Source organism: Pannonibacter carbonis, from assembly GCF_003012935.1.
GTDB classification, from domain to species: Bacteria; Pseudomonadota; Alphaproteobacteria; order Rhizobiales; family Stappiaceae; genus Pannonibacter; species Pannonibacter carbonis.
This window is the reverse complement of the sequence record NZ_PUDR01000001.1, coordinates 274079-295477: the sequence shown is the minus strand read 5'-3', so window position 1 is coordinate 295477 and position 21399 is coordinate 274079. Positions and strand designations below refer to the sequence as shown.

Annotated in this window: 21 protein-coding genes; 8 read left to right on the top strand and 13 right to left on the bottom strand. The window is 63.6% G+C overall.

Annotation, left to right across the window (positions count from 1 at the left end; genetic code table 11):
• Positions 1-21 precede the first annotated feature (21 nt).
• Positions 22-690 carry a pseudouridine synthase gene (locus C8348_RS01345; RefSeq protein WP_106751460.1) on the top strand — a complete coding sequence of 223 codons (669 nt, stop codon included), beginning with the start codon at positions 22-24 and terminating at the stop codon, positions 688-690.
• Between the two features lie 12 nt (positions 691-702).
• On the opposite strand, the gene C8348_RS01340 is transcribed toward C8348_RS01345, so the two are convergent.
• A complete protein-coding gene (locus C8348_RS01340) occupies positions 703-1557 on the bottom strand; it encodes a tetratricopeptide repeat protein (RefSeq protein WP_208983468.1) in 855 nt (284 codons plus the stop codon).
• 380 nt (positions 1558-1937) lie between these two features.
• Between C8348_RS01340 and C8348_RS01335 the strand changes: the two genes are divergently transcribed.
• A complete protein-coding gene (locus tag C8348_RS01335) occupies positions 1938-3323 on the top strand; it encodes an MATE family efflux transporter (protein ID WP_208983438.1) in 1386 nt (461 codons plus the stop codon).
• Positions 3324-3345: 22 nt separating this feature from the next.
• Here C8348_RS01335 and C8348_RS01330 read toward each other — a convergent pair whose 3' ends face one another.
• The 3 genes from C8348_RS01330 to C8348_RS01320 form a co-directional block, all read right to left on the bottom strand.
• Complete coding sequence (locus C8348_RS01330; RefSeq protein WP_106751458.1) at positions 3346-4443, bottom strand: 5-(carboxyamino)imidazole ribonucleotide synthase; 1098 nt, start codon at positions 4441-4443, stop codon at positions 3346-3348.
• Between the two features lie 7 nt (positions 4444-4450).
• Positions 4451-4960, bottom strand: coding sequence for a 5-(carboxyamino)imidazole ribonucleotide mutase (gene purE / locus C8348_RS01325; protein WP_106751457.1), 510 nt, complete (start codon positions 4958-4960; stop codon positions 4451-4453).
• 109 nt (positions 4961-5069) lie between these two features.
• Positions 5070-5276, bottom strand: a complete 207-nt coding sequence (locus C8348_RS01320) for a YdcH family protein (RefSeq protein ID WP_106751456.1) — start codon at positions 5274-5276, stop codon at positions 5070-5072.
• Between the two features lie 379 nt (positions 5277-5655).
• Between C8348_RS01320 and C8348_RS01315 the strand changes: the two genes are divergently transcribed.
• The gene (locus C8348_RS01315) at positions 5656-5835 is read left to right on the top strand and encodes a YdcH family protein (protein WP_106751455.1); all 180 of its coding nucleotides are present in this window, start codon (positions 5656-5658) and stop codon (positions 5833-5835) included.
• 226 nt (positions 5836-6061) lie between these two features.
• Here C8348_RS01315 and rpmE read toward each other — a convergent pair whose 3' ends face one another.
• Complete coding sequence (gene rpmE, locus C8348_RS01310; protein WP_106751454.1) at positions 6062-6286, bottom strand: 50S ribosomal protein L31; 225 nt, start codon at positions 6284-6286, stop codon at positions 6062-6064.
• Positions 6287-6537: 251 nt separating this feature from the next.
• Here rpmE and C8348_RS01305 point away from each other — a divergent pair, with 251 nt between their 5' ends.
• On the top strand, positions 6538-8406 hold the full coding sequence (locus tag C8348_RS01305; protein ID WP_106751453.1) for an ABC transporter transmembrane domain-containing protein: 1869 nt from the start codon (positions 6538-6540) through the stop codon (positions 8404-8406).
• A 73-nt stretch (positions 8407-8479) separates the two neighbouring features.
• On the opposite strand, the gene C8348_RS01300 is transcribed toward C8348_RS01305, so the two are convergent.
• Positions 8480-9316 carry an SDR family NAD(P)-dependent oxidoreductase gene (locus C8348_RS01300; protein ID WP_198646877.1) on the bottom strand — a complete coding sequence of 279 codons (837 nt, stop codon included), beginning with the start codon at positions 9314-9316 and terminating at the stop codon, positions 8480-8482.
• A 64-nt stretch (positions 9317-9380) separates the two neighbouring features.
• Positions 9381-11294 (bottom strand): propionyl-CoA synthetase, encoded by a 1914-nt coding sequence (locus tag C8348_RS01295; protein ID WP_106751452.1) that lies wholly within the window; start codon positions 11292-11294, stop codon positions 9381-9383.
• Between the two features lie 247 nt (positions 11295-11541).
• Between C8348_RS01295 and C8348_RS01290 the strand changes: the two genes are divergently transcribed.
• Both C8348_RS01290 and C8348_RS01285 read left to right on the top strand, forming a co-directional pair.
• The gene (locus C8348_RS01290; protein ID WP_106751451.1) at positions 11542-12309 is read left to right on the top strand and encodes a sulfite exporter TauE/SafE family protein; all 768 of its coding nucleotides are present in this window, start codon (positions 11542-11544) and stop codon (positions 12307-12309) included.
• 73 nt (positions 12310-12382) lie between these two features.
• On the top strand, positions 12383-14017 hold the full coding sequence (locus tag C8348_RS01285) for an acyl-CoA synthetase (RefSeq protein ID WP_106751450.1): 1635 nt from the start codon (positions 12383-12385) through the stop codon (positions 14015-14017).
• Between the two features lie 108 nt (positions 14018-14125).
• Here the strand turns inward: C8348_RS01285 and rcdA are convergent, their stop codons facing one another.
• Positions 14126-14665 carry a protease adaptor protein RcdA gene (gene rcdA / locus C8348_RS01280; protein WP_106751449.1) on the bottom strand — a complete coding sequence of 180 codons (540 nt, stop codon included), beginning with the start codon at positions 14663-14665 and terminating at the stop codon, positions 14126-14128.
• A gap of 401 nt (positions 14666-15066) precedes the next feature.
• Complete coding sequence (locus tag C8348_RS01275; RefSeq protein WP_106751651.1) at positions 15067-15267, bottom strand: DUF1192 domain-containing protein; 201 nt, start codon at positions 15265-15267, stop codon at positions 15067-15069.
• 171 nt (positions 15268-15438) lie between these two features.
• Between C8348_RS01275 and C8348_RS01270 the strand changes: the two genes are divergently transcribed.
• Complete coding sequence (locus C8348_RS01270; RefSeq protein WP_106751448.1) at positions 15439-16452, top strand: NAD(P)H-quinone oxidoreductase; 1014 nt, start codon at positions 15439-15441, stop codon at positions 16450-16452.
• Positions 16453-16671: 219 nt separating this feature from the next.
• A complete protein-coding gene (locus C8348_RS01265; protein ID WP_106751447.1) occupies positions 16672-17406 on the top strand; it encodes a DUF1013 domain-containing protein in 735 nt (244 codons plus the stop codon).
• 224 nt (positions 17407-17630) lie between these two features.
• On the opposite strand, the gene C8348_RS01260 is transcribed toward C8348_RS01265, so the two are convergent.
• The 4 genes from C8348_RS01260 to efp form a co-directional block, all read right to left on the bottom strand.
• A complete protein-coding gene (locus C8348_RS01260) occupies positions 17631-18662 on the bottom strand; it encodes a peptidoglycan -binding protein (RefSeq protein WP_106751446.1) in 1032 nt (343 codons plus the stop codon).
• Positions 18663-18666: 4 nt separating this feature from the next.
• Complete coding sequence (locus tag C8348_RS01255; RefSeq protein ID WP_106751445.1) at positions 18667-19662, bottom strand: flagellar motor protein MotA; 996 nt, start codon at positions 19660-19662, stop codon at positions 18667-18669.
• Positions 19663-19832: 170 nt separating this feature from the next.
• Positions 19833-20627 carry an inositol monophosphatase family protein gene (locus C8348_RS01250; RefSeq protein ID WP_106751444.1) on the bottom strand — a complete coding sequence of 265 codons (795 nt, stop codon included), beginning with the start codon at positions 20625-20627 and terminating at the stop codon, positions 19833-19835.
• A 79-nt stretch (positions 20628-20706) separates the two neighbouring features.
• The gene (efp, locus tag C8348_RS01245; RefSeq protein WP_106751443.1) at positions 20707-21270 is read right to left on the bottom strand and encodes an elongation factor P; all 564 of its coding nucleotides are present in this window, start codon (positions 21268-21270) and stop codon (positions 20707-20709) included.
• Between the last annotated feature and the right edge of the window lie 129 nt (positions 21271-21399).

Below are 21399 nucleotides of genomic sequence, written 5' to 3'. Positions count from 1 at the left end.
GCGAAAGGCGATACGCGTGACATGCATGACACACAGCCGATCCCTTTTGACTATACCCCGCCCGAAGGCCCGCTTCAGGTGCTGCATGTCGATGCCGATGTCATCGTCGTCGTGAAGCCTTGCGGCTTGCTGAGTGTAACGGGACGCGGCGAGGATCGTCAGGACAGCCTCGTGACGCGGTTGGCGGCACAGATATCGGGCGCGCGAATTGTGCATCGTCTGGATCTCGACACGTCCGGCGTCTTGGTTCTCGCGCGCAACGCCGAGGCGCACAGGCGTCTGTCAATGCAGTTTGAACGGCGGGAGACCGGCAAGGCCTATGTGGCGCGGGTCTGGGGCCATGTGCAGGAGGAGAGCGGCGAGGTCAACTTGCCGCTGATCGTCGACTGGCCGAACCGGCCCAGGCAGAAGATCTGTTTCGAGGAAGGCCGTCCCGCCCGCACCCTTTGGCGCGTCTTGCGGCATGAGGAAGACACCACGCTGATGCAGTTGGAGCCGATCACCGGACGCTCACATCAGTTGCGGGTTCACATGCTGAGCCTTGGCCATCCGATCGTCGGCGACAGCCTCTATGCCCATGCAGTGGCACGGGCTTTCAGCCCGCGCCTCGAACTGCACGCCAGGGATCTGGCCTTCACCCATCCGATGACCGGCGAGCGGCTGCAGTTCACTGCCGAGGCGCCCTTCTGACACGTGGAAGGCTCAGCTGCCGCGGTTGACCCGGGCAAGCCCGTCGCGGGCCACCTGGTTGTTGGCGTCGAGACCAAGGGCGCGGTTGTAATTGCGCACCGCATCGCTCTTCTGGCCGGTCATTTCCAGCGCAACACCGCGATTGGCCCAGGCGATGGACGAGTTCTTGTCAAAGTTCACCGCTTCCGACAGATCCGCCAGCGCTGCCTGCGGGTCATTGGCCTTCAGATATGAAATGCCGCGAGCGATATAGGGCTCGGAGGCCTTCGGGTTCAGCACGATCGCGGTCGAGAAGTCCTCGATGGCGAAGTTGTGCTGGCCCTGCGCCTGATAGATCAGGCCGCGGTTGTGGAACGCGCGCGCATCGTTGGAGTTGCGCCGGATAACGGCATCAAAGTCGCGCAGGGCCTCCGGATACCGGCCTGCCAGGCGATAGGTGTTGCCACGGCCAACAAGGGCGGCGTCGTAATCCGGCTTGATGCGCAGGGCGCGGTCATAGTCGGCAACGGCATTGGCCATGTTGCCCCGTCGCCGTTCCACCAGAGCCCGATTGGCATAGGCCTGGTAGCTGTTGGGGTCGATTTTCAGCGCGGTGTTGAAGTCCTGCATCGCCAGCTCGAGCTTTCCGGCCTTGCCATAGGCGACGCCACGCGTGTTGTAGGCATTTGCGTCGCCGGGGCTGACCTTGATGACTTCCGAGAGCGAGGCAATGTTCGCGCTCGATCCTGCCGCTGAGTCAATTGGTACGCCGCTGTAGATGTCTGAAGTCTGGCATCCGGCAAGCAACAGGCCTGTTGCTAATGTCAGCGCAAGGATTTTATGCCGGCACTGCGCCGGGGTGTGGGAAAGACAGGAAAAGCGCAACATCTGGGTCATTTTTCATCCACACGGGGAGAATCACTTGGACGGTGCCGGTTTGCGGCGAAATTGGCAATGGCAGAACCCTGCAATCTTATCACAATATCTGGTGTCTCGTTGACCCGGCAGGAGATTTGTTTCCGGCATGCCCGCATCCGGCGCTTCGGTGAGGTGAAACACAGAGTGCCTGCACGCCGCTGGACAGCGCATTCCAAACGATCTACCTGTGATCGCCCCGGACATTTTTTGTCCCCTTTTGGTGTGTTGTCCGCTTGCCCGCCCCCTTGGCAATTGCCGGACCCATCGGATGGTCTTGTCGGCCAGTTTCTGTTTGCCTGCCGATAGGTTCGCCCGGTGCCGCGCATCCGCCTGCTTTCTGGAGCCCGCGAGTGTCCACGAAACCCGCCCTCACCCTGTCTTCGCTCTGGCGCAGCGACATTGCCCCGACGCTTGCCCTCGGTCTGCCCCTGGCTGGCGCTCAACTGGCGCAGATGGCGATCAACACGACTGACATCATCATGGTCGGCTGGCTCGGTCCTGTCGAGCTTGGCGCGGTCGTGCTGGCCAACAACCTTTACATCCTGTTCTGGTTCTTCGGCATGGGCATGACCCAGGCCATCATTCCGCTTGCAGCACAGGCGCTTGGACGAAAAGCGCCGCGTGACCTGCGCCGGACGGTCCGCATGGGCCTCTGGGCTGTTGCGCTTTATTGCCTGCCGGTCTGGGCCGTGCTGTGGTTCACCCGCGATATCCTGATCGCGCTCGGCCAGACGCCGGAACTGGCAGAACTCGCCGCAGGCTACATGCGGATCATGCAGTGGATGCTGTTGCCGTCGATGGCGATCATGGCGACGCGCGCCTTTGTGACCGTGATGAACCGGCCGCAGATCGTGCTGTGGGCGACGCTTGGCGCAGCCGGGCTCAATGCGATCCTCAACTATGTGCTGATCTTTGGACATTTCGGCTTCCCGCGGCTTGAGCTGCAGGGCGCGGCAATCGCCTCCTTCTGCACTCAGATGCTGGCCTTCTCGATCCTTGCCGCCTATGTGGTCACCCAGCCGCGCTTGCGCCGGTTCAATGTCTTCGGACGCCTCTGGCGCAGTGACTGGCCGGTGTTCTTCCAGATCTTGCGCATGGGCGCGCCGATCGGCCTGACCATCGTGGCCGAGGGCTTCCTGTTCACCGGCTCGACGATGATGATGGGCTGGGTTGGCACCTTGCCGCTGGCCGCCCATGGCATTGCCCTGCAGATCGCCTCGATCACCTTCATGGTGCCTCTCGGCATTTCGCAGGCCGGCATGACACGGGTGGGTCTGGCAGCAGGGCAGCGGGATCTGGACGGGATTGCCCGCGCCGGCTGGACGGCCCTGTGGCTGACCCTTGGCTTCATGACGCTGGCGGCCATCGCCTTCTGGACCATTCCTGGTCCGATCGTCTCGCTGTTCCTCGACTTCGACAATCCGGCTTCGGCTGAAGTCCTCGCCATTGCCGTCAGCCTGCTCGGGGTCGCAGCCGTGTTCCAGATTGCGGATGGGGCGCAGGTGGCCGGCGGCAGCATCCTGCGCGGTCTGGGCGACACGATGACGCCGCTGCTCTACGCGCTGGTTGGCTACATGGCCATTGGCATGACGCTGTCATACGTCCTGGCGTTTCCGCTTGGTCTGGGCGGCGTCGGCATCTGGTGGGGTCTGGCTGGCGGGCTGGCCTCGACCGCGATCATGGCGATCTGGCGCTTTGCCCGCCGCAAGGAAGCGGGGCTTCTGCCGGCCGTCTGAGCGGCCGGCCGCAAGACCAGTCTCAGCGCTTTGGCGTGATGCGGTTGACGTGGCCCATCTTGCGGCCCGGGCGGCTCTCCGCCTTGCCGTAGAGGTGCAGGCGCGCATTGGGTTCGGCCAGGATCTTGGCCCAGTCGTCCGCTTCCGCGCCGATGAGGTTCTCCATCACCACGTCGCTGTGCCGCTCCGCCTTGCCGAGTGGCCAGCCGGCAACAGCGCGGATGTGCTGCTCGAACTGCGAGACCAGGCAGGCGTCCTGTGTCCAGTGGCCGGAATTGTGCACACGCGGGGCGATCTCGTTGACCAGCAGGTGCTCGTCCGCGCCTGTTCCAACCACGAACATTTCCACACCGATGATGCCGACATAGTCGAGCGCCGTGACAATGCGTCCGGCGATCTCCCGCGCGCTATCGGCAGTCGCCATCCCCACATTCGCCGGAACGGTGGAGGTCTTCAGAATGTGGTGCTCGTGGTGGTTTTCGGTGATGTCATAGGCAACGACCTCGCCCGTCACGCTGCGCGCGGCCACCACGGACACTTCGCGCACGAAGGGGATCAGCGCCTCGAGAATCAGGTCCTTGCCGCCCAGTGCCGCGAATGCCTCAGCGGCCTTGGCGGCATCGCGGATCATCGCCTGTCCCTTGCCGTCATAGCCGAACCGCCGGGTCTTCAGCACGCCCTGGCCGCCAAAGCGGGCGAGCGCTGAGTCCAGATCAGCAAGGCTGTCGATGCGGGCATAGCCAGCCAGCGCGATGCCGGCGGTCGACAGGAAGTCCTTCTCGCCGAGGCGGTCCTGCGCCACGGCCAGTGCCTTCGGACCGGGGCGGACCGGCAGGCGCGCCGCAAGATGCGCAGCCGTGGGGCCGGGCACGTTCTCGAACTCGTAGGTCACCACATCGACCTGAGCGGCAAAGGCGTCGAGCGCTGCGGTGTCCTCATAGGCGCCAAGCGTGTGGGCCGCTGCAACGTCGAAGGCGGGGCTGCCTGCTTCCGGGCAGAAGACATGCACCTTCAGGCCGAGGGCAGAGGCCGCTTCCGCCAGCATGCGGCCGAGCTGCCCGCCGCCGAGAATGCCGATGGTGTCACCCGGGGCGAGGACGCGCGCTGCACGGTCTGTCATGGTCGGATCATTCCTCGTCGGTCGGGAAGTCGGCGACTGCCTCGGTCTGGGCGGTGCGGAAGGCATCGAGCCGGTCAGCAAGGCCCATGTCCGTCAGAGCCAGGACAGATGCGGCCATCAGGGCGGCATTGACGGCCCCGGCCTTGCCGATGGCGAGCGTGCCGACGGGAATGCCGGCCGGCATCTGCACGATGGACAGAAGGCTGTCCTCGCCTTTCAGGGTGCGCGACTCGATCGGCACGCCGAACACCGGCAGCGGTGTCAGGGCGGCGGTCATGCCGGGAAGATGCGCTGCGCCTCCGGCGCCGGCGATGATCACCTTCACGCCATTGCCGCGCGCGGCCTTGGCGAAATCGAACATGCGCTCCGGCGTGCGATGGGCGGAAACGATGCGGGCCTCATATGCGACGCCTAGCCGGTCGAGGGTTTCGGCGGCATGTTTCATGGTGGGCCAGTCGGACTGGCTGCCCATGATGATCGCGACTGGCGCGGCGGCCTCGGCGCTCCCGTTTGCCATTGCATCTCCTTCGCTTGACGCGGGTTCCGGAAAGGCGCGGATTATAGGGAGTGGCTGGCGTGGCGCAAGGGCAGGGGCACTGCTGCGCTGCAAAAAGCCGCCAGCCGTGTCAGGCGATGATGTCGGGAAAAAGCTGATCCTCGATCGCGGCGATTCGGTCGCGGATCATCAGCTTTTTCTTTTTCAGGCGCTGGAGTTGCAAGGCGTCGGCGCTGCCGGTGCCGGCAAGCGCCTGGACGGCCATGTCCAGGTCGCGATGTTCCTGGCGCAGCTGGGCGAGTTCCACCCGCAAGGCTTTTTCATTGGCTTCCGACATTGCACTCCCCAGACACAATTCACGTGCCGCGCAGTCAGTGCCGGCCGGACTGAAGTCCTTCTCCGGCGAATTACACGTGGCTGTGCTGCCATTCACAGCGAAACCGTACACCGCAGGCCGACATCGGGCGAGCCCAATTTGTCGAACCTGTGGCTAACACATGGTTATTGAACACAAGGTGGCGCAACGCGTTTGAACGTTACGTCATTTACAAGGTCAAAATCATCGCGTGATCTTAAACCTTACGTAATCGTTCGGTTCGTTTTGCAGTGCGATATGCAGCAAATGCGGGGCTGTCCCTCATTAATGCATTCGACAAGCCGGCAAAATATGTGGCACCATCTTGTTGTTAGAGCCAATAAGACAAGGAGCATCATCCATGTCAATGCAGTCGCACATCGCAGAACTGGAACGCCGTCATGCCGCCCTCGAGCGGGAAATCGAGACTGCCCTTCTGCACCCGAGTGTCGATAATCTCGAAGTGGCCGATATGAAGCGCCGCAAACTCCGGCTCAAGGACGAAATCAAGAAACTGCGAGGCGATGATACGGTGCACTGAGGCGCACCTCTGCCGATCCCGGCGCCGCCGATCATGCGTGTCGAGCGCGCCACGTTTTCACTCACAGTCGCTTTCTGAAAACCCCGTCTGGCCACAGGCGGGGTTTTTCCGTCTCACGCGCCTGGTCTGGTGCCACGTCGAGGCCACTCCGCAGACAACAAAAAACCCCCGCAACATCGTTGCGAGGGTTTTTGAAACTGCTCTGGCGATGCCGCCGGCAACAGGCTTACGAACCGAGGAAGCCCGCAAACTTGTTCTTGAAGCGCGAGACGCGGCCGCCACGGTCCATGATCTGACGCTCGCCACCGGTCCAGGCCGGGTGGGAGATCGGATCGATGTCGAGAGCCAGGGTGTCGCCTTCCTTGCCGTAGGTCGAGCGGGTCATGTACTCCGTACCATCGGTCATGACGACCTTGATGGCGTGGTAGTCGGGATGGATGTTCGCTTTCATCGCCGGTCCTTTCCAGCACCTGCCCTTAGCCCCGAACGGCCGGCCGGCGAGATGCGTGTCTTGAGTGCTGAGCTGACCGCGCGCGTGCGCAAGGGCAGCCCTTTGAAACATGAGGCGCTGCTATATCGTAAGACGGCTGGCAAAACAAGGGCGCGTGTTTGCGCAATTCGGCCTTTTTCCGCTTGGAATTCCGCGGCCGATGCGCCACCTCTCCAGCCAGAGACAAACAGCGTTGAGTGGAGTGTCCCGTCTTGGCCACCGCAGACCCCGCAGCCGCGACGGCGAAGCCAGATCAGAAGTCTGATCCGAAGACCGAAAATCGCAGCCGGTCCCTGCGTCCTCTGGCCCAGTTGCTGCCCTATCTTGGCCGCTACCGGCTGATGGTCGCGGGTGCGCTCGTTGCCCTTGTCGGCGCTGCAGCGACGACCCTGGTGCTGCCGATGGCCGTGCGCCAGATGATCGACCACGGGTTTGGTGCGGATGATCCGCAGCTGGTGAACACCTATTTTCTTGTTCTGATCGGCGTTGCGGCCACGCTGGCCCTGGCCAGCGCCAGCCGGTTCTTCCTGGTGATGTGGGTCGGCGAGCGGATCGTCTCCGACGTTCGGGCCGATGTCTTTGCTCATCTCACGCGGCTCAGTCCGGCGTTCTATGACAGCGCCCGGTCCGGCGAGATCCTGTCGCGGCTGACGGCGGACACGACGCAGATCAAGGCCGCGTTCGGGTCGAGCGCCTCCATTGCGCTGCGCAACTTCGTCATGTTCGTCGGGGCGGTATCGCTGATGGTCTACACCAGCCCGCGCCTGTCGGTGATCGTGCTGGCGGTGATCCCGATCATCGTGCTGCCCCTGATCGGCTTTGGCCGCATGGTGCGCAAGCGCTCGCGTTTGGCGCAAGACTCGCTGGCCGATGCCTCGGCCTTTGCCTCCGAGATGCTGGGCTCCGTCCGCACGCTGCAGGCCTTCACGGCCGAGCGTCTGGTTGCGGCTCGATATGGATCGGCCATCGATACCGCCTTCCGCGCGGCACGCGGCGCGCTCGGCGCGCGAGCATTCCTTACTGGCTTTGCCATTCTCGTCATTTCCTCCAGCGTCGTCGCCGTGCTCTGGATCGGAGCGGGTGACGTCTTCTCCGGCCGGATGACGGGCGGTCAGCTGGGGCAGTTCCTGCTGTATTCGATCCTGGCTGCCGGCGCGCTCGGGGAACTGTCGCAGGTCTGGGGAGAAATCTCCCAGGCTGCCGGGGCTGCCGAGCGTCTGGCGGAGCTGCTGCGCATCCAGCCAGCTATCGCCGCTCCGGCGCGGCCTTTGCCGCTGCCGGTGCCCCCGCGTGGGGAGATCCGCTTTGAAGCCGTGGCCTTTGCCTATAACCGGCAGGACCCGGCCGCTGAGGATCTGGGCACACCCACGGCCATTCCGGTGCTCCGCCAGATCGATCTCGACATCCGCCGCGGCGAAACGGTTGCCGTCGTGGGACCGTCCGGGGCTGGCAAGTCGACCCTGTTCCACCTTCTGATGCGCTTCTACGATCCAACCGGCGGCCGCATCCTGCTCGACGGCGTGGATCTGCGAGAAACGGACCCCGAGGCCGTGCGGGCGCGCATTGCGCTGGTGCCGCAGGACACGGTGGTCTTTGGTGCCAGCGCCGCCGACAACATCGCCTACGGCCGGCCCGGGGCGTCACGGGCAGAGATCGAATCTGCCGCTCGCCTCGCCCTGGCACATGACTTCATCGCGGCACTGCCGCAGGGCTATGACACGGTCCTGGGGGAGCGCGGCATCACGCTTTCCGGCGGCCAGCGTCAGCGGATTGCCATCGCCCGCGCTGTGCTCAAGGACGCGCCCGTGCTGCTGCTGGACGAGGCCACCAGCGCCCTGGATGCGGAAAGCGAGACCCTGGTGCAGCAGGCGCTGGAGCAGCTCATGCAGGGCCGCACGACGCTTGTCATCGCGCACCGGCTCGCCACCGTGCTGAAGGCCGACCGGATCATCGTCATGGATCAGGGCAGGATCGTCGAGAGCGGCAGCCACGCCGATCTGGTGGCGCAGGATGGCCTGTACGCGCGGCTCGCCCGTCTCCAGTTTGAAACGGGCGCACGCGCCTTGCAGGAAACCTACTGACCCTCGACTGCCATGAAGGTCAGTTGCCGCACCCCTGCGCGACGCACAGGGGACAGCAAGACGGGACGCCGGATCAGTCGGCGTCCGGCACTGCGACCGTGTAGTTGAGCGGCAGACGGCCACCATCGACAAAGATTGTCTGGCCGGTGATGTAGGACGCATCGTCAGAAGCAAGGAACGCGGCAACCGACGCGATTTCCGAGGGCTCGCCGACGCGGCTCAGCGGCGTGCGCGACAGGATGCGGTTGCGCGCCGCCTTGTCGGAGTTCACCGAGGCCAGCATGTCGGTCATGATCGAGCCAGGGCCGATGGCGTTGACGCGGATGCCATGCGGGGCAAGCGCCAGCGCGGTCGCCTTGGTCAGCTGCGACATGCCGCCCTTGGAGACGCAATAGGGGATCTGCGAGGGGATCGCGAGAACCGCATTGACCGAGGACATGTTGACGATGGCGCCCGCGGTGCCGCCGGCCTGGACCTTCTCGACCATGTGGCGGGCAACGGCCTGCGACACCAGGAAAGCGCCTTTCAGGTTCACCTGCAGCACGCGGTCAAAATCAGCCTCTTCCAGCGTCAGGAAGTCGGAGCCGATGGCGATGCCGGCGTTGTTGACGAGGATGTCGATGTCGCCGAAGGCATTCAGCGTCTCGGCAACAAGATTCCGCACGTCCAGCTTCTCGGCAACGTTGCAGCTGACATAGATGATGTCGCCAAGGCGCTTCAGTTCCTCGACTGCGGCCTCGCCCGCGTCGTCGTCCACATCGGCAATCACGACCTTGGCGCCGTCGTGCAGGAAGCGTTTGGCAATGGCAAAGCCGATGCCGCGGGCTGCGCCGGTGATGATGGCGACCTTGTTGGTGAGGGACAAGGGGATTTCCTCGTAGTTGACCAGGGTTCGGGGCGGGAGCTGCATGGCAGCTTTGCCGGAACAATAGGGTCAAGCGGCGGGCCTGTCGATGGCCCGCCGTGCAGTGTCCTCAGGCCTTCGTGCGGACCCCATGGGCATTCAGCGCCGCTTCGATTTCCGTCAGGATCGCCGGATCGTCGATGGTCGCCGGCATGCGGTAATCCTGGCCATCGGCGATCTGGCGCATGGTTCCGCGCAGGATCTTGCCGGACCGGGTCTTGGGCAGCCGGTCGACGGTGATGGCGATCTTGAACGCGGCCACCGGTCCGATCAGATCGCGCACGCGCTTGACCAATTCCGTCTCGATCTCTGTATGGCTGCGATGGACACCGGACTTGAGCACGACAAAGCCGCAGGGCAGCTGGCCCTTGAGCTGGTCCGCAATGCCGATGACGGCGCATTCGGCCACGTCCGGGTGGCCGGACAGGACCTCTTCCATGGCGCCCGTCGACAGGCGGTGTCCGGCGACATTGATGATGTCATCGGTCCGCGCCATGATTGACAGGTAGCCCTCGTCATCGATCAGCCCTGCGTCTGCCGTCTTGTAGTAGCCGGGGAACTCCTCGAGATAGGCCGAGCGGAACCGGGCATCCGCGTTCCACAAGGTCGGCAGGCATCCCGGCGGCAGCGGCAGCTTGACGACGATGTTGCCAAGGGTGCCAGCGGGCAGGGGATGTCCGGCATCGTCCAGCACGCGCACGTCATAGCCGGGCATGGCGACCGTCGGCGAACCGTGCTTCACCGGCAGCTGGCCGAGCCCGACAGGATTGCCCACGATGGCCCAGCCGGTCTCGGTCTGCCACCAGTGGTCAATCACCGGCACCTGCAGCTTTTCCTCCGCCCAGCGGATTGTGTCGGGGTCGGCGCGTTCACCGGCCAGGAACAGGGTGCGGAAGCGGCTGAGATCATAGTTGCCTATGAATGTGCCGTTCGGATCTTCCTTCTTGATGGCGCGGAAGGCCGTCGGCGCTGTGAACAGGGCGACCACCTTGTGGTCCGAGATCACCCGCCAGAACACGCCGGCGTCCGGGGTTCCAACCGGCTTTCCTTCAAAGACCACCGTCGTGCAGCCGTGCAGCAGCGGGGCATAGACAATGTAGGAGTGCCCGACGACCCAGCCGACATCCGACGCGGCCCAGAACACCTCTCCGGGGGCGACGCCGTAGAGGTTCTCCATCGACCATTTCAGCGCCACCATGTGGCCACCGGTGTCGCGCACCACGCCCTTGGGCTGGCCGGTGGTGCCGGAGGTATAGAGGATGTAAAGCGGGTCAGTCGCCTCGACGGGGGTGCAGGGCACCTTGCGCCCCTCTTCCAGCGCCTTGCCCATTTCCACACCGAGATCAACGTCACCGGGCCGGTCGAGTCCTGCGGCGAGCTGCGGGCGCTGGATGACCAGAACATGGTCCGGCTTGTGGGCAGCCTGATCGATGGCTGCGTCGACCAGAGGCTTGTAGGCGATGGTACGGCCTGGCTCGAGACCGCAGGAGGCGCAGATGATCGCTTTCGGGGTCGCGTCATCAATGCGGGTGGCCAGTTCATGGGCCGCGAAGCCACCAAAGACCACCGAATGGATCGCCCCGAGGCGCGCGCAGGCGAGCATCGCCATCACGGCCTCGGGGATCATGGGCATGTAGAGAATGACCCGGTCGCCCTTGCCGATGCCGCGATCGGCCAAGGCAGCAGCCATGGCCTGAACGTGGTCGAGCAGTTCTTCATATGTGTATGTGCGCCGGGTCTGGGTGATGGGGCTGTCGTAAATCAAGGCCGCCTGATCCGCCCGTCCTTGTTCGACGTGTCGGTCGAGGCAGTTGTGGCATGTGTTGGTCGTGGCGCCGGGGAACCAGCGGCCATAGACGCCGAGTTCCGGGGCGAACACCTTGTCATGGGGGCGGAACCAGTCGATGCCCCTGGCAGCGTCCGCCCAGAAACCTTCCGGGTCTGCCTGCCAGGCTGCATAGGTCGCATGGTAACGGCTGCTCATGTCCCTCGTGTCCTCCCCGGACTTTCCGGGCCTGCACCGGCTGGCACATGTTACGACCTGCCGAAGCGGCATGCTTGTATTTAGGCAAGAGTGTGCCTGCCCGCGATCAGGCGCAAGGGGCAAAAAGGGGTGATGCCCTAAGACATTCGCAGGGGCGGGCCTTTACGTAGCCCCTTTGGATATGCTGCAAGGATCAGGGCCCTCATGGCCCTTTTCTCCGCCTGGCGTGCTTTCCCGGACCCCCTTGATGCTGCCTCTTGCCGATCCCCTGTTCTATGCCGTCGCCGTTCCTGCGGTTGTCCTCGCCGGCCTGTCGAAGGGTGGCTTCGGCGGATCCATCGGCATGCTTGCGGTGCCGCTGATGGCGCTCGCCATTCCGCCGGTACAGGCGGCGGGGATCCTGCTTCCGATCCTGGTCGTGATGGACCTGATCGGTCTGTTTGCCTATCGCGGTGTTTATGACCGCCGTTCGCTCGCCCTGCTGCTGCCCGCCGGGGTCGCCGGGGTCGCGGTTGGTTGGGCCACGGCCTCGCTGGTCGAGGACGCCCATGTGACCCTGCTCGTTGGCGTGCTCTGCCTCGTCTTTGTGGCCGAACGCTTCCGGCCCAAGCCAGAAGCTGCGCAGGTGGCGCGGGGCCATCGCCCGCTGGCCGGAGCCTTCTGGGGCGCGGTGTCCGGTTTCACCAGTTTCGTCAGTCACACCGGCGGTCCGCCGTTCCAGCTCTACATGGTGCCACTGCGCCTGGCGCCGATGCTGTTTGCCGGCACGGCCGTCATTTTCTTTTCCGCGATCAATGCGGTGAAGCTGGTGCCCTATTTCTATCTCGGCCAGTTCGATGCGCGCAATCTTACCACCGCCGCCGTGCTGCTGCCGCTTGCGCCCCTGTCGACGCTCGCCGGCGTCTGGCTGGTCAAACGCGTCAAGCCGCAAACCTTCTATGGCGTCATCTATGCCGCAATGACCGTGATCGGATGCAAGCTCGTCTATGACGGGATCAGCCAGCTGATCGGATGACATCAGCCTGATGGCGGATTGCGCGGTGAGCCCGGGGGCGCTTTGATGGCGTCAACACCCGGGAGGAACAACCATGCATGCCACTGGCAGCCCCTATGACCGCGACCTCGACAGGACGCCGGCCAATTACACGCCCCTCAGCCCGCTGAGCTTTCTCGCCCGCGCCGCTGATGTCTATCCCGATCGCATTGCAGTTGTACATGGGCACCAGCGCCTGACCTATGCCGAGTTCCTTGCGCGCAGCCGCCGTCTTGCGTCCGTGCTGGCCCGTCTTGGCATCGGCAAGAACGACACCGTCACGGTGATGCTGCCCAATGTGCCGCCGATGCTGGAGGCCCACTACGGCGTGCCGATGGCGGGCGGTGTGCTGCATTCGCTCAACACTCGCCTGGACGCGGCCGTTCTCGCCTTCCAGCTCGATCACGCCGAGACGAAGGTTCTGATCACCGACCGGGAGTTCGCCCCGGTGATGAAACAGGCGCTGGCACTGGCCCGGGTGAAACCCGTCGTCATCGATTATTCCGATCCGGTCTATCCGCAGACCGGCGAAAGGCTCGGTTCGCTGGACTATGACGAGCTGCTGGCAACCGGCGACCCGGACTTCGCCTGGTCCCTGCCGGGCGACGAATGGGACGCCATCGCGCTCAACTACACATCGGGCACCACCGGCAACCCGAAGGGCGTCGTCTATCATCATCGCGGCGCCTATCTGCTGGCCCAGGCCAACATCCTCACGGCGGCGATGGGTCGGCATCCGGTCTATCTCTGGACCCTGCCGATGTTCCACTGCAACGGCTGGTGTTTCCCCTGGTCCCTGTCGGTGGTGGCCGGCACCCATGTCTGCCTGCGCTGGGTGCGGGCCAAGGCGATCTGGGACCTGATTGCCGACGAAGGGGTGACGCATCTGTGCGGCGCGCCGATCATCATGTCGACGCTGCTGGGAACGCCGGAGAGCGACAAGCGGCCACTGCCGCGCGTGGTCGAGTTCTTCACGGCCGCCGCGCCGCCGCCAGAATCGGTGCTGGCTGCCATGCAGGACGCCGGCTTCAACGTCACGCATCTCTATGGCCTCACCGAGGTCTACGGACCGGCTGTGGTCAATGACTGGAAGGGCGAATGGGAGGATCTCGCCCCGGATGCTCGCGCGGCGCTGAAGGCAAGGCAGGGTGTGCGCTACGTTGCGCTTGAAGGTTTGACGGTCATGGATCCGGCGACGATGGTCGAGGTTCCGCGCGACGGCCAGACGCTGGGCGAAGTCATGTTCCGCGGCAATGTGGTGATGAAGGGCTACCTGAAGAACCCCGAGGCCACCGCGGAGGCCTTTGAAGGCGGCTGGTTCCACAGCGGCGATCTCGGCGTCATGCACCCGGACGGCTACATCCAGCTCAAGGACCGCTCAAAGGACATCATCATCTCGGGCGGGGAGAACATCTCCTCGATCGAGGTCGAGGACGTTCTGTACAAGCATCCAGCCGTCCAGGCCGCTGCTGTCGTGGCGCGCCCGGACGAGAAATGGGGTGAGACACCCTGTGCCTTTGTGGAACTGAAAGGGTCGGCGAGTGTCAGCGAAGCGGAGCTGATTGCCTTCTGCCGCGAGCGCATGGCCCATTTCAAGGCACCGCGCACCGTTGTCTTCTGTGATCTTCCCAAGACATCAACGGGCAAGATCCAGAAATACGCCTTGCGGGAACGCGCGAGAGCGCTCTGAGAGCCTTCTGACCGGCTGCCACTCAGGCTGCAGCCTCGTCAGCCGGCCCGGCGCGAATGGGAAGGCGTCGACCATTCGCACCGGCAGGGCCGGCTGTCGGGCGTTCGTTTAGCCGGCGCGGCCGAAGGCGGCGAACAGCTTGTCGATCTGCTGGGCGACCGGGTTTTCCGCCGGCGCATCCTGGACCACGGCGTCTTCACGCGGGTACAGCATGGCGTCCAGATGCTGGACACGTTCCTGCAGGCGCACGGAACGCACGACGAGATCCTGCAGACGCTCCGGCAAGTCATTGAAAGCATTGCCGCCCGTCGAGGAGCTGAGGCGATCAAGGCGAACCTTGTTCTTCTCGCTGCCAGCCTGGACCGGGGTCATTTCGCCTTCATTCACGGCGCGCTGCAGCAGCAGCCAGGAGGCCAGCTGCATCAGACGGGTGGTCAGGCGCATGGATTCGGTCGCATAGGCCAGCGAAGCCGGCCGGTCGAGCGACTTGGATTCGGAACGGCCGTCACCGTCCAGGTAGCACGCTGTCTCTTCAACGAGAGCCATGCCTTCCTGGAACAGGGCCTGGAACTTCTGCGATGCGGCAAGCCGGTCGGCAAAGCTGACTGTTTCCGGCACGGGAAAAAGCTTCTTCGAGTCGTCGGTCATGGGTTTAACGCCTTCTACTGAAACCCGGCTCCTTTCGGAACCTTCTGCCACCTAGTCCTGATATGGGACGGATGGACCTATCGGCTCATGAATTGCAACTGCCGTGCCAGTTGTCGTGCCAGATGCCGCGAAACGTCGCCGGTCATGTGGCAGCCGGCTCAGGATCGTCGCTTAACCGTACCTTGCCAGTAGCGCAAAAAAAAGAGCCGCGGAACCCGCGGCTCGAAGTCGTTAACAGGGAGGCGTCAAACAGAGTGGACAGGAGCCACTCAAAATCCAGATGACTGGATACCCATAGTTATCTCTTGGAAAGCTTAATAATAAGTAAATAACTAAAATTCTAAGCAAAAACTGACCCAAAATGGCTCACATTTGCTTCGTCATCTTCATCATTCGCAGATTTAACTAGATTTCTTGGAGAAGAGTGCTTCCGCTGCTGACCGGACCCCGTCCCGGCGCTCCAGTTCGCTGCGCAGCCTGGCAATCTCTGCCGTAAATATCTCAATTCTTTCAGTCAGTTCGGTCTCGGACAGACGTGCGAGATCATCGCCCGCGCGTGGGCGTTCCGTTGACAGGCTCTGCCTTGGTTCCAAGTCTTCCATGTCGCTCCTCCTGCCGTCATCCTGATCCGTGTTGTCCCGGTTCCGGCCGTGCTGCATTCACGAGTTCGTGAGCTGCGCCCAAAGCCTGAGAGGGTTTGGCATGGCACAAGCTTGCCCCGGCTGCTGACGGAAGGCTAGATGGGGCTCACTCACGACTTGCGGAGATGACGCATGACCAGCATTCCGGCCAGCCTGCCTGAGATGATGACCGCAATTGCCATCACCGCCCCTGGTGGCCCGCACGTGCTCGCCCCCGAACAGCGGCATGTTCCGGTTGCGCAAGCCGGAGAGATCCTGATCAAGGTCGTCGCCGCCGGGGTCAACCGTCCCGATGTGCTCCAGCGCATGGGTCTCTATCCGGCACCGAAAGAGGCATCGGACCTCCCCGGGCTCGAGGTTTCCGGTTGGATTGCCGACATCGGTCCGGGCGTCACCGGTCACAGCATCGGGGATGCGGTCACGGCGCTCGTCGCTGGCGGTGGCTATGCGCAATATGTGACGGTCGACGCCCGCCATGCGCTGCCCATTCCCGCCGGCCTCGGCATGGTCGAGGCGGCCGCCCTGCCGGAGACCTTCTTCACGGTCTGGAGCAATGTCTTCGACCGGGTCGGCCTGAAAAACGGCGAGCGCTTCCTGGTCCATGGCGGCACGTCAGGCATCGGCACCACGGCCATCCAGTTGGCCAAGGCCTTCGGCGCGGAGGTGTTCACCACCGTTGGAAGCGACACCAAGGCGGACGCCTGCCGCGCGCTCGGTGCGGACCATGCGATCAACTACAACACCCATGACTTCGTCGCCGAGATCGCCCGGATCACCGGCGGGGAGGGTGTGCATGTCATTCTCGATATGGTGGGTGGCGACTATGTCGAGAAAAACTGGCAGGCCGCAGCCGTCGAGGGGCGCATCTGCCAGATTGCCAATCTCAACGGCCAGGCCGAGCAGATCAACTTCAACCGGCTGATGATCAAGCGACTGGTGCACACCGGGTCGACCTTGCGTCCGCGTGACGGGGCTTTCAAGGCGGCGATTGCCGAGGCCTTGAAGGAAAACGTCTGGCCGCTGATCGAATCGGGCCAGGTCAAGCCGGTGATGGATTCCACTTTTCCGTTCGAACAGGCCAGCGCGGCACATCTGCGGATGGAGAGCTCGGGCCATATTGGCAAGATCGTTCTGACGGTCAGCTGAGCCGGCGATTTGCCGGAAGGATGTGTCTGAGATGGTTTGGCCGCCGCTGCGCGACGGAAAAAAGATGACCAATCGGTTACAAAATCGCACACGTCCCCTCGCCGGTGTTTGCGTTTCCCGGCGTCACCACGTATATTGTCGGTAATCTCCAATCATTCACATAGCACTATCGCTTTTTCGCCCGGCCAGGCGAGGGAGCCGCCAGGAGGACTTTAGCCGATGTCGAACACGCCGCTTATGCCGAAGGCGACCGCCGTCTGGCTCGTCGACAACACGTCGCTGAGTTTCACACAGATCGCCGCCTTCTGCCGATTGCATCCGTTGGAAGTGAAAGCCATTGCCGATGGCGAAGCCGCCCAGGGCATCAAGGGGCTGGATCCGATCATCACCGGCCAGCTCAGCCGTGATGAAGTCGAGCGGGCGCAGCGCGATCCGGCCTATCAGCTCAAGCTCCAGGGCTCGAAGGTCGTCGTTCCGGAGAACAAGCGTCGCGGCCCGCGCTACACGCCGGTGTCGCGTCGTCAGGACCGTCCGAACGCGATCCTCTGGCTTGTCCGTAACCATCCGGAACTGAAGGACGCGCAGATCATGCGTCTTGTCGGCACGACCAAGCCGACGATCGCTGCCATCCGTGACCGCACCCACTGGAATTCCAGCAGCCTGACGCCGTCCGACCCGGTGACGCTTGGCCTGTGCTCCCAGCTGGAACTGGATCTCGAGGTCGAGCGCGCCTCGAAGAACGCTCCGCCGCGTCCGGAAACGGATTACAGTGAACTGCTCGCCCCCGTCGAAGAGACCACGAGCGACGAGGCGATTGCTGCCGCCTTCACCCGCGACCGTCGCCCGCGCGAAGAGGAAGAGGCGATCGACGCCGATGCCGTCTTCGCCAAGCTCAACTCGCTCAAGAAGTCCCGCAAGGACGAGGATGAGGAAGAGGACGACTTCCGCTTCTGAGTGCACTCGCATCCAGACATTGAGAAGGCCGCCGGTTTCCGGCGGCCTTCTTCGTTGCTTTTGACATCCTCTCCGATGTCACCCCGGGCGCAGCGCAGCGGAGACCCGGGGTCTACTCGTTCGCAGAGCGGTGCTCGCTGCTCAACCGCACTCCGCACGAGGCGGGGATGACGCCAGTGCGTGGTTGCAACGCATAACTTGCTCTCGATCAGTCCTGGAAGCTCTCAGCGCTCGGTGAGCTTCAGTTCGATGCGGCGGTTGCGGGCGTTGATTTCCGGCGTGTCACCCGGCTCCAGCGGCTGGAATTCGCCAAAGCCTGCAGCCACCAGCCGCTTCGGGCTGACGCCCTTGTCGATCAGGTAACGCACAACGGAGATGGCGCGGGCGGCGGAAAGCTCCCAGTTGTTGCGCAGCCGTCCGGTGCCGGACAGCGGGACCGCGTCGGTGTGGCCGTCGACGCGCAGCACCCAGTTGATCTCCGATGGGATCTGGCTTTCCAGTTCGAGGATCGCCTCGGCCAGCTTGTCGAGTTCGCCGCGGCCATTGGGATTGATGTCTTCGGCTCCAGAGGCGAACAGCACCTCGGACTGGAACACGAACCGGTCGCCGACAACCCGGATGTCGGAGCGCTGCGACAGGATCTCGCGCAGGCGACCGAAGAAGTCGGAGCGGTAGCGGTTCAGTTCCTGCACCCGTTGCACCAGCGCGGCATTCAGGCGGCGGCCGAGGCTGGCGATCTTGGCCTGGCTTTCCTGCTCCTTGGACTCAGAGGCTTCCAGTGCAGCGTTGGCGGCGGCCAGTTGGCGGCGCAGGGCGGCTATCTGCTGGTTGAGAAGCTCCACCTGCGCCATAGCACGTTGGCTGATCTGACGCTCATCGTCCAGCGCGCCTTCCAGTGTCGCAAGCTGTCCGCCAGCGCTGGCGGCAGCGCCGTCACGGGCTTCCAGCAGGCCGGACAAGCGGTCACGATCAGCAGTCAGGTCGCCAAGGCTGTTCTGCAAGGTTGCGATTGTGGTTTCCAGCTCGGCGCTGGAGGCGCGCTCGAGGGCCAGAAGTTCCGTCAGCTCGCTGATCTGGGCATTGAGGCGGGCAAGGACGCTGTCGCGGCCGGAGAGCTGCTGGCTGAGAAAAAACTGCGCCACCATGAAGATGGACAACAGGAAGATCAGCACCAGCAGCAGCGTGGTCAGGGCGTCCACGAAGCTCGGCCAGTAGTCCATCTCCTGGACGCGCCGGCGCCCGCGCGACGAGGCCATCGGCTTACTCCTTCGCCCGGTCGAAGGCGGCGGAAATCGAGGTCAGCAGGGTTTCGATCCGCTTCTGCTGTGCCGATTGTGTCTCGGACCATTCGCGCATCATCTGCTGTTCGGAGCGCACATGCTTGACGAGGCCCTGGATGCCTTCGGCGAGGTTTGCCATAGCCTGGTTCGCCGCCTTGCCGCCGCCTTCCTCGATGGCCCGGTTCAGTCGCTCGAGGGTGAGTTGCAACTTGTCGAGATCACCCGCTGTGCCACCGGTCGGACCGGTGCGATCTTCCGGCTCGATGGCGGTAACGGTCGACAGCCAGTCTTCCAGTTCGGTGTAGAAGCGGTTCTGCGCCTGACCGGCCTGCAGGTCGAGGAAGCCGAGCACGAGTGAACCGGTGAGGCCAAACAGCGAGGATGAGAACGCGATGCCCATGCCCGACAGCGGTGCTTCGAGGCCTGCCTTCAGGTCGCTGAAGATCGTGTTGGCATCGCCCGAGCCGACATCCAGCGACTGGATGGTGGAACTGACGGAGCCCACGGTCTGCAACAGGCCCCAGAAGGTGCCGAGCAGGCCGAGGAACACCAGAAGCCCGGTCATGTAGCGGGCGATCTCGCGCGCTTCGTCCAGGCGCATGCCGATGGAATCGAGAATTGAGCGGGCCGTCGCCGGGGTGAGCGCCATTTCCCCGACCTTGTTGCCCAACAGCGTTGCCATCGGTGCCAGCAGCACCGGAGGGCGGCGCACTTCAATACCAGGGTCACCGATCCGGAAGCCGTTGACCCAGTGGATTTCCGGGAACAGGCGGATGACGCGGCCGAAAGTCAGGAAGATGCCGAAGACGCCGACGAGCACGATCAGGCCATTGAGGCCCGGGCTGCTCATGAAGGCGACGATGATCTGCTGGTTCAGGATGAAGGCGAGGAAGGCGATGATCACCAGGAAGATGATCATGATCGACAGGTATGCCTTCGGGCTGGACAGGCTGTAAGGGTCGAAATCACGGGCCATGAGCTGCCAAGCTTTCGCCTGTTGCGGGTGGCCCCTGTGATAGCGCGATTTCAAAGCGGTTGAAAACCGTTAATCGCGCGATGACAAAAGGTTAATCACGGGTAATGCCCGCCCGAGCGGTCGGACGGGCGGTTTGGCCTGGCTATCTGCAGCAAGGAGCCGCTACTGGTTCAGTCGGCGGCGTTCTTCAGCAGCTTGTAGAGCTGACCGCGGACGAACTCGTTGCCGGCAATAATCGAGCCGGTTTCCAGCATGGTGTCCTTGCCGTTGATGTCACTGACGAAGCCACCGGCCTCGCGGACCATCAAAAGGCCTGCCGCAATGTCCCACGCATTGAGGCCGTGTTCCCAGAAGCCATCGAGGCGACCGGAGGCAACGAAGGCAAGGTCAAGCGCGGCGGCGCCGCAGCGGCGGATGCCGGCGACTTCCGGCATGACATAGCGCAGTTCCTTGAGCGCCCGGCCATGGTCGCCCTTGCCGAGGAACGGCAGGCCGGTGCCGATCAGGCAGTCAGGCAGGGCGGAACGGGTGGCAACGCGCAGGCGGCGGTCGTTCATGAACACGCCGCGCCCGCGTTCGCAGGTGTAGAGTTCGTCCATGACCGGATTGAAGATGACGCCCGCGACGATCTGGCCCTGACGTTCCAGCGCGATCGAGATGGCGAACAGCGGAATGCCGTGCAGGAAGTTGGTGGTGCCGTCGAGCGGGTCGACGATCCAGCGATGCTGGCCGTCCTCGCCTTCGATCTCCCCGCTTTCTTCCATCAGGAGACCATAGCCGGGGCGCGCCTTGGTCAGCTCGGCCCGGATGATCTCCTCGGCGCGCCGGTCGGCAGCGGACACGAAGTCGCTCGGGCCCTTGCGGGAGACCTGAAGGTTTTCGACTTCGCCGAAGTCGCGAACGAGGGCACGACCGGCCTTCATCGCTGCCTGGACCATCACGTTGAGGATAGCTGTACGTGCCATGGGGATCTGCCAGATAAAATTGGTTCAGCGCCAGAATGGCGCTGAACACTGAACAAATTGAAACCGGAAAGTGGCTGCGTCACTCGGCGCGGCGCACATACTCCACGGTGGTGGTGTCGACGATGATCTTTTCGCCGGCGGTGATGAACGGCGGAACAAGCACGCGCACGCCATTTTCGAGGATGGCGGGCTTGTAGGACGAGGACTGGGTCTGGCCCTTCACAACGGCATCCGCCTCGGTGATCTGAAGCGTCACGAACTGCGGCAGGTTGATGCCGATCGGGCGCTCCTCATGCATTTCCACGGTGACCATCATGCCGTCCTGCAGGAAGGCAGCGCGGTCGCCGACAAAGTCCTTCTGCAGTTCAAGCTGCTCGTAGGTCTCGGTGTCCATGAAAATCAGAACGTCTTCCTGGACGAACAGGAACTGGAAGTCCTTCTGCTCCAGGCGAACGCGCTCGACCTTGTCTTCTGACCGGAAGCGCTCGTTGAGCTTGCGGCCATCGATGAGGTTCTTCATTTCAACCTGGGCGAAGGCGCCGCCCTTGCCGGGCTTGACATGGTCCACCTTGACCACAGCCCACAGCGTTTCCTGGTGCTGCAGAACGTTGCCGGGCTTGATCTCGTTACCGTTGATCTTCATTTGACGACCGATTGCTTGGGGCGTGAATACGGAGCGGCTGCCGTTGCGCTGGCCTTGCAGCCACGCCGGTTCCGACGAGCCGCCTGTCCACCACAAAACGGCACGGGTTTCAAGGGAAAAAGCCAAGGA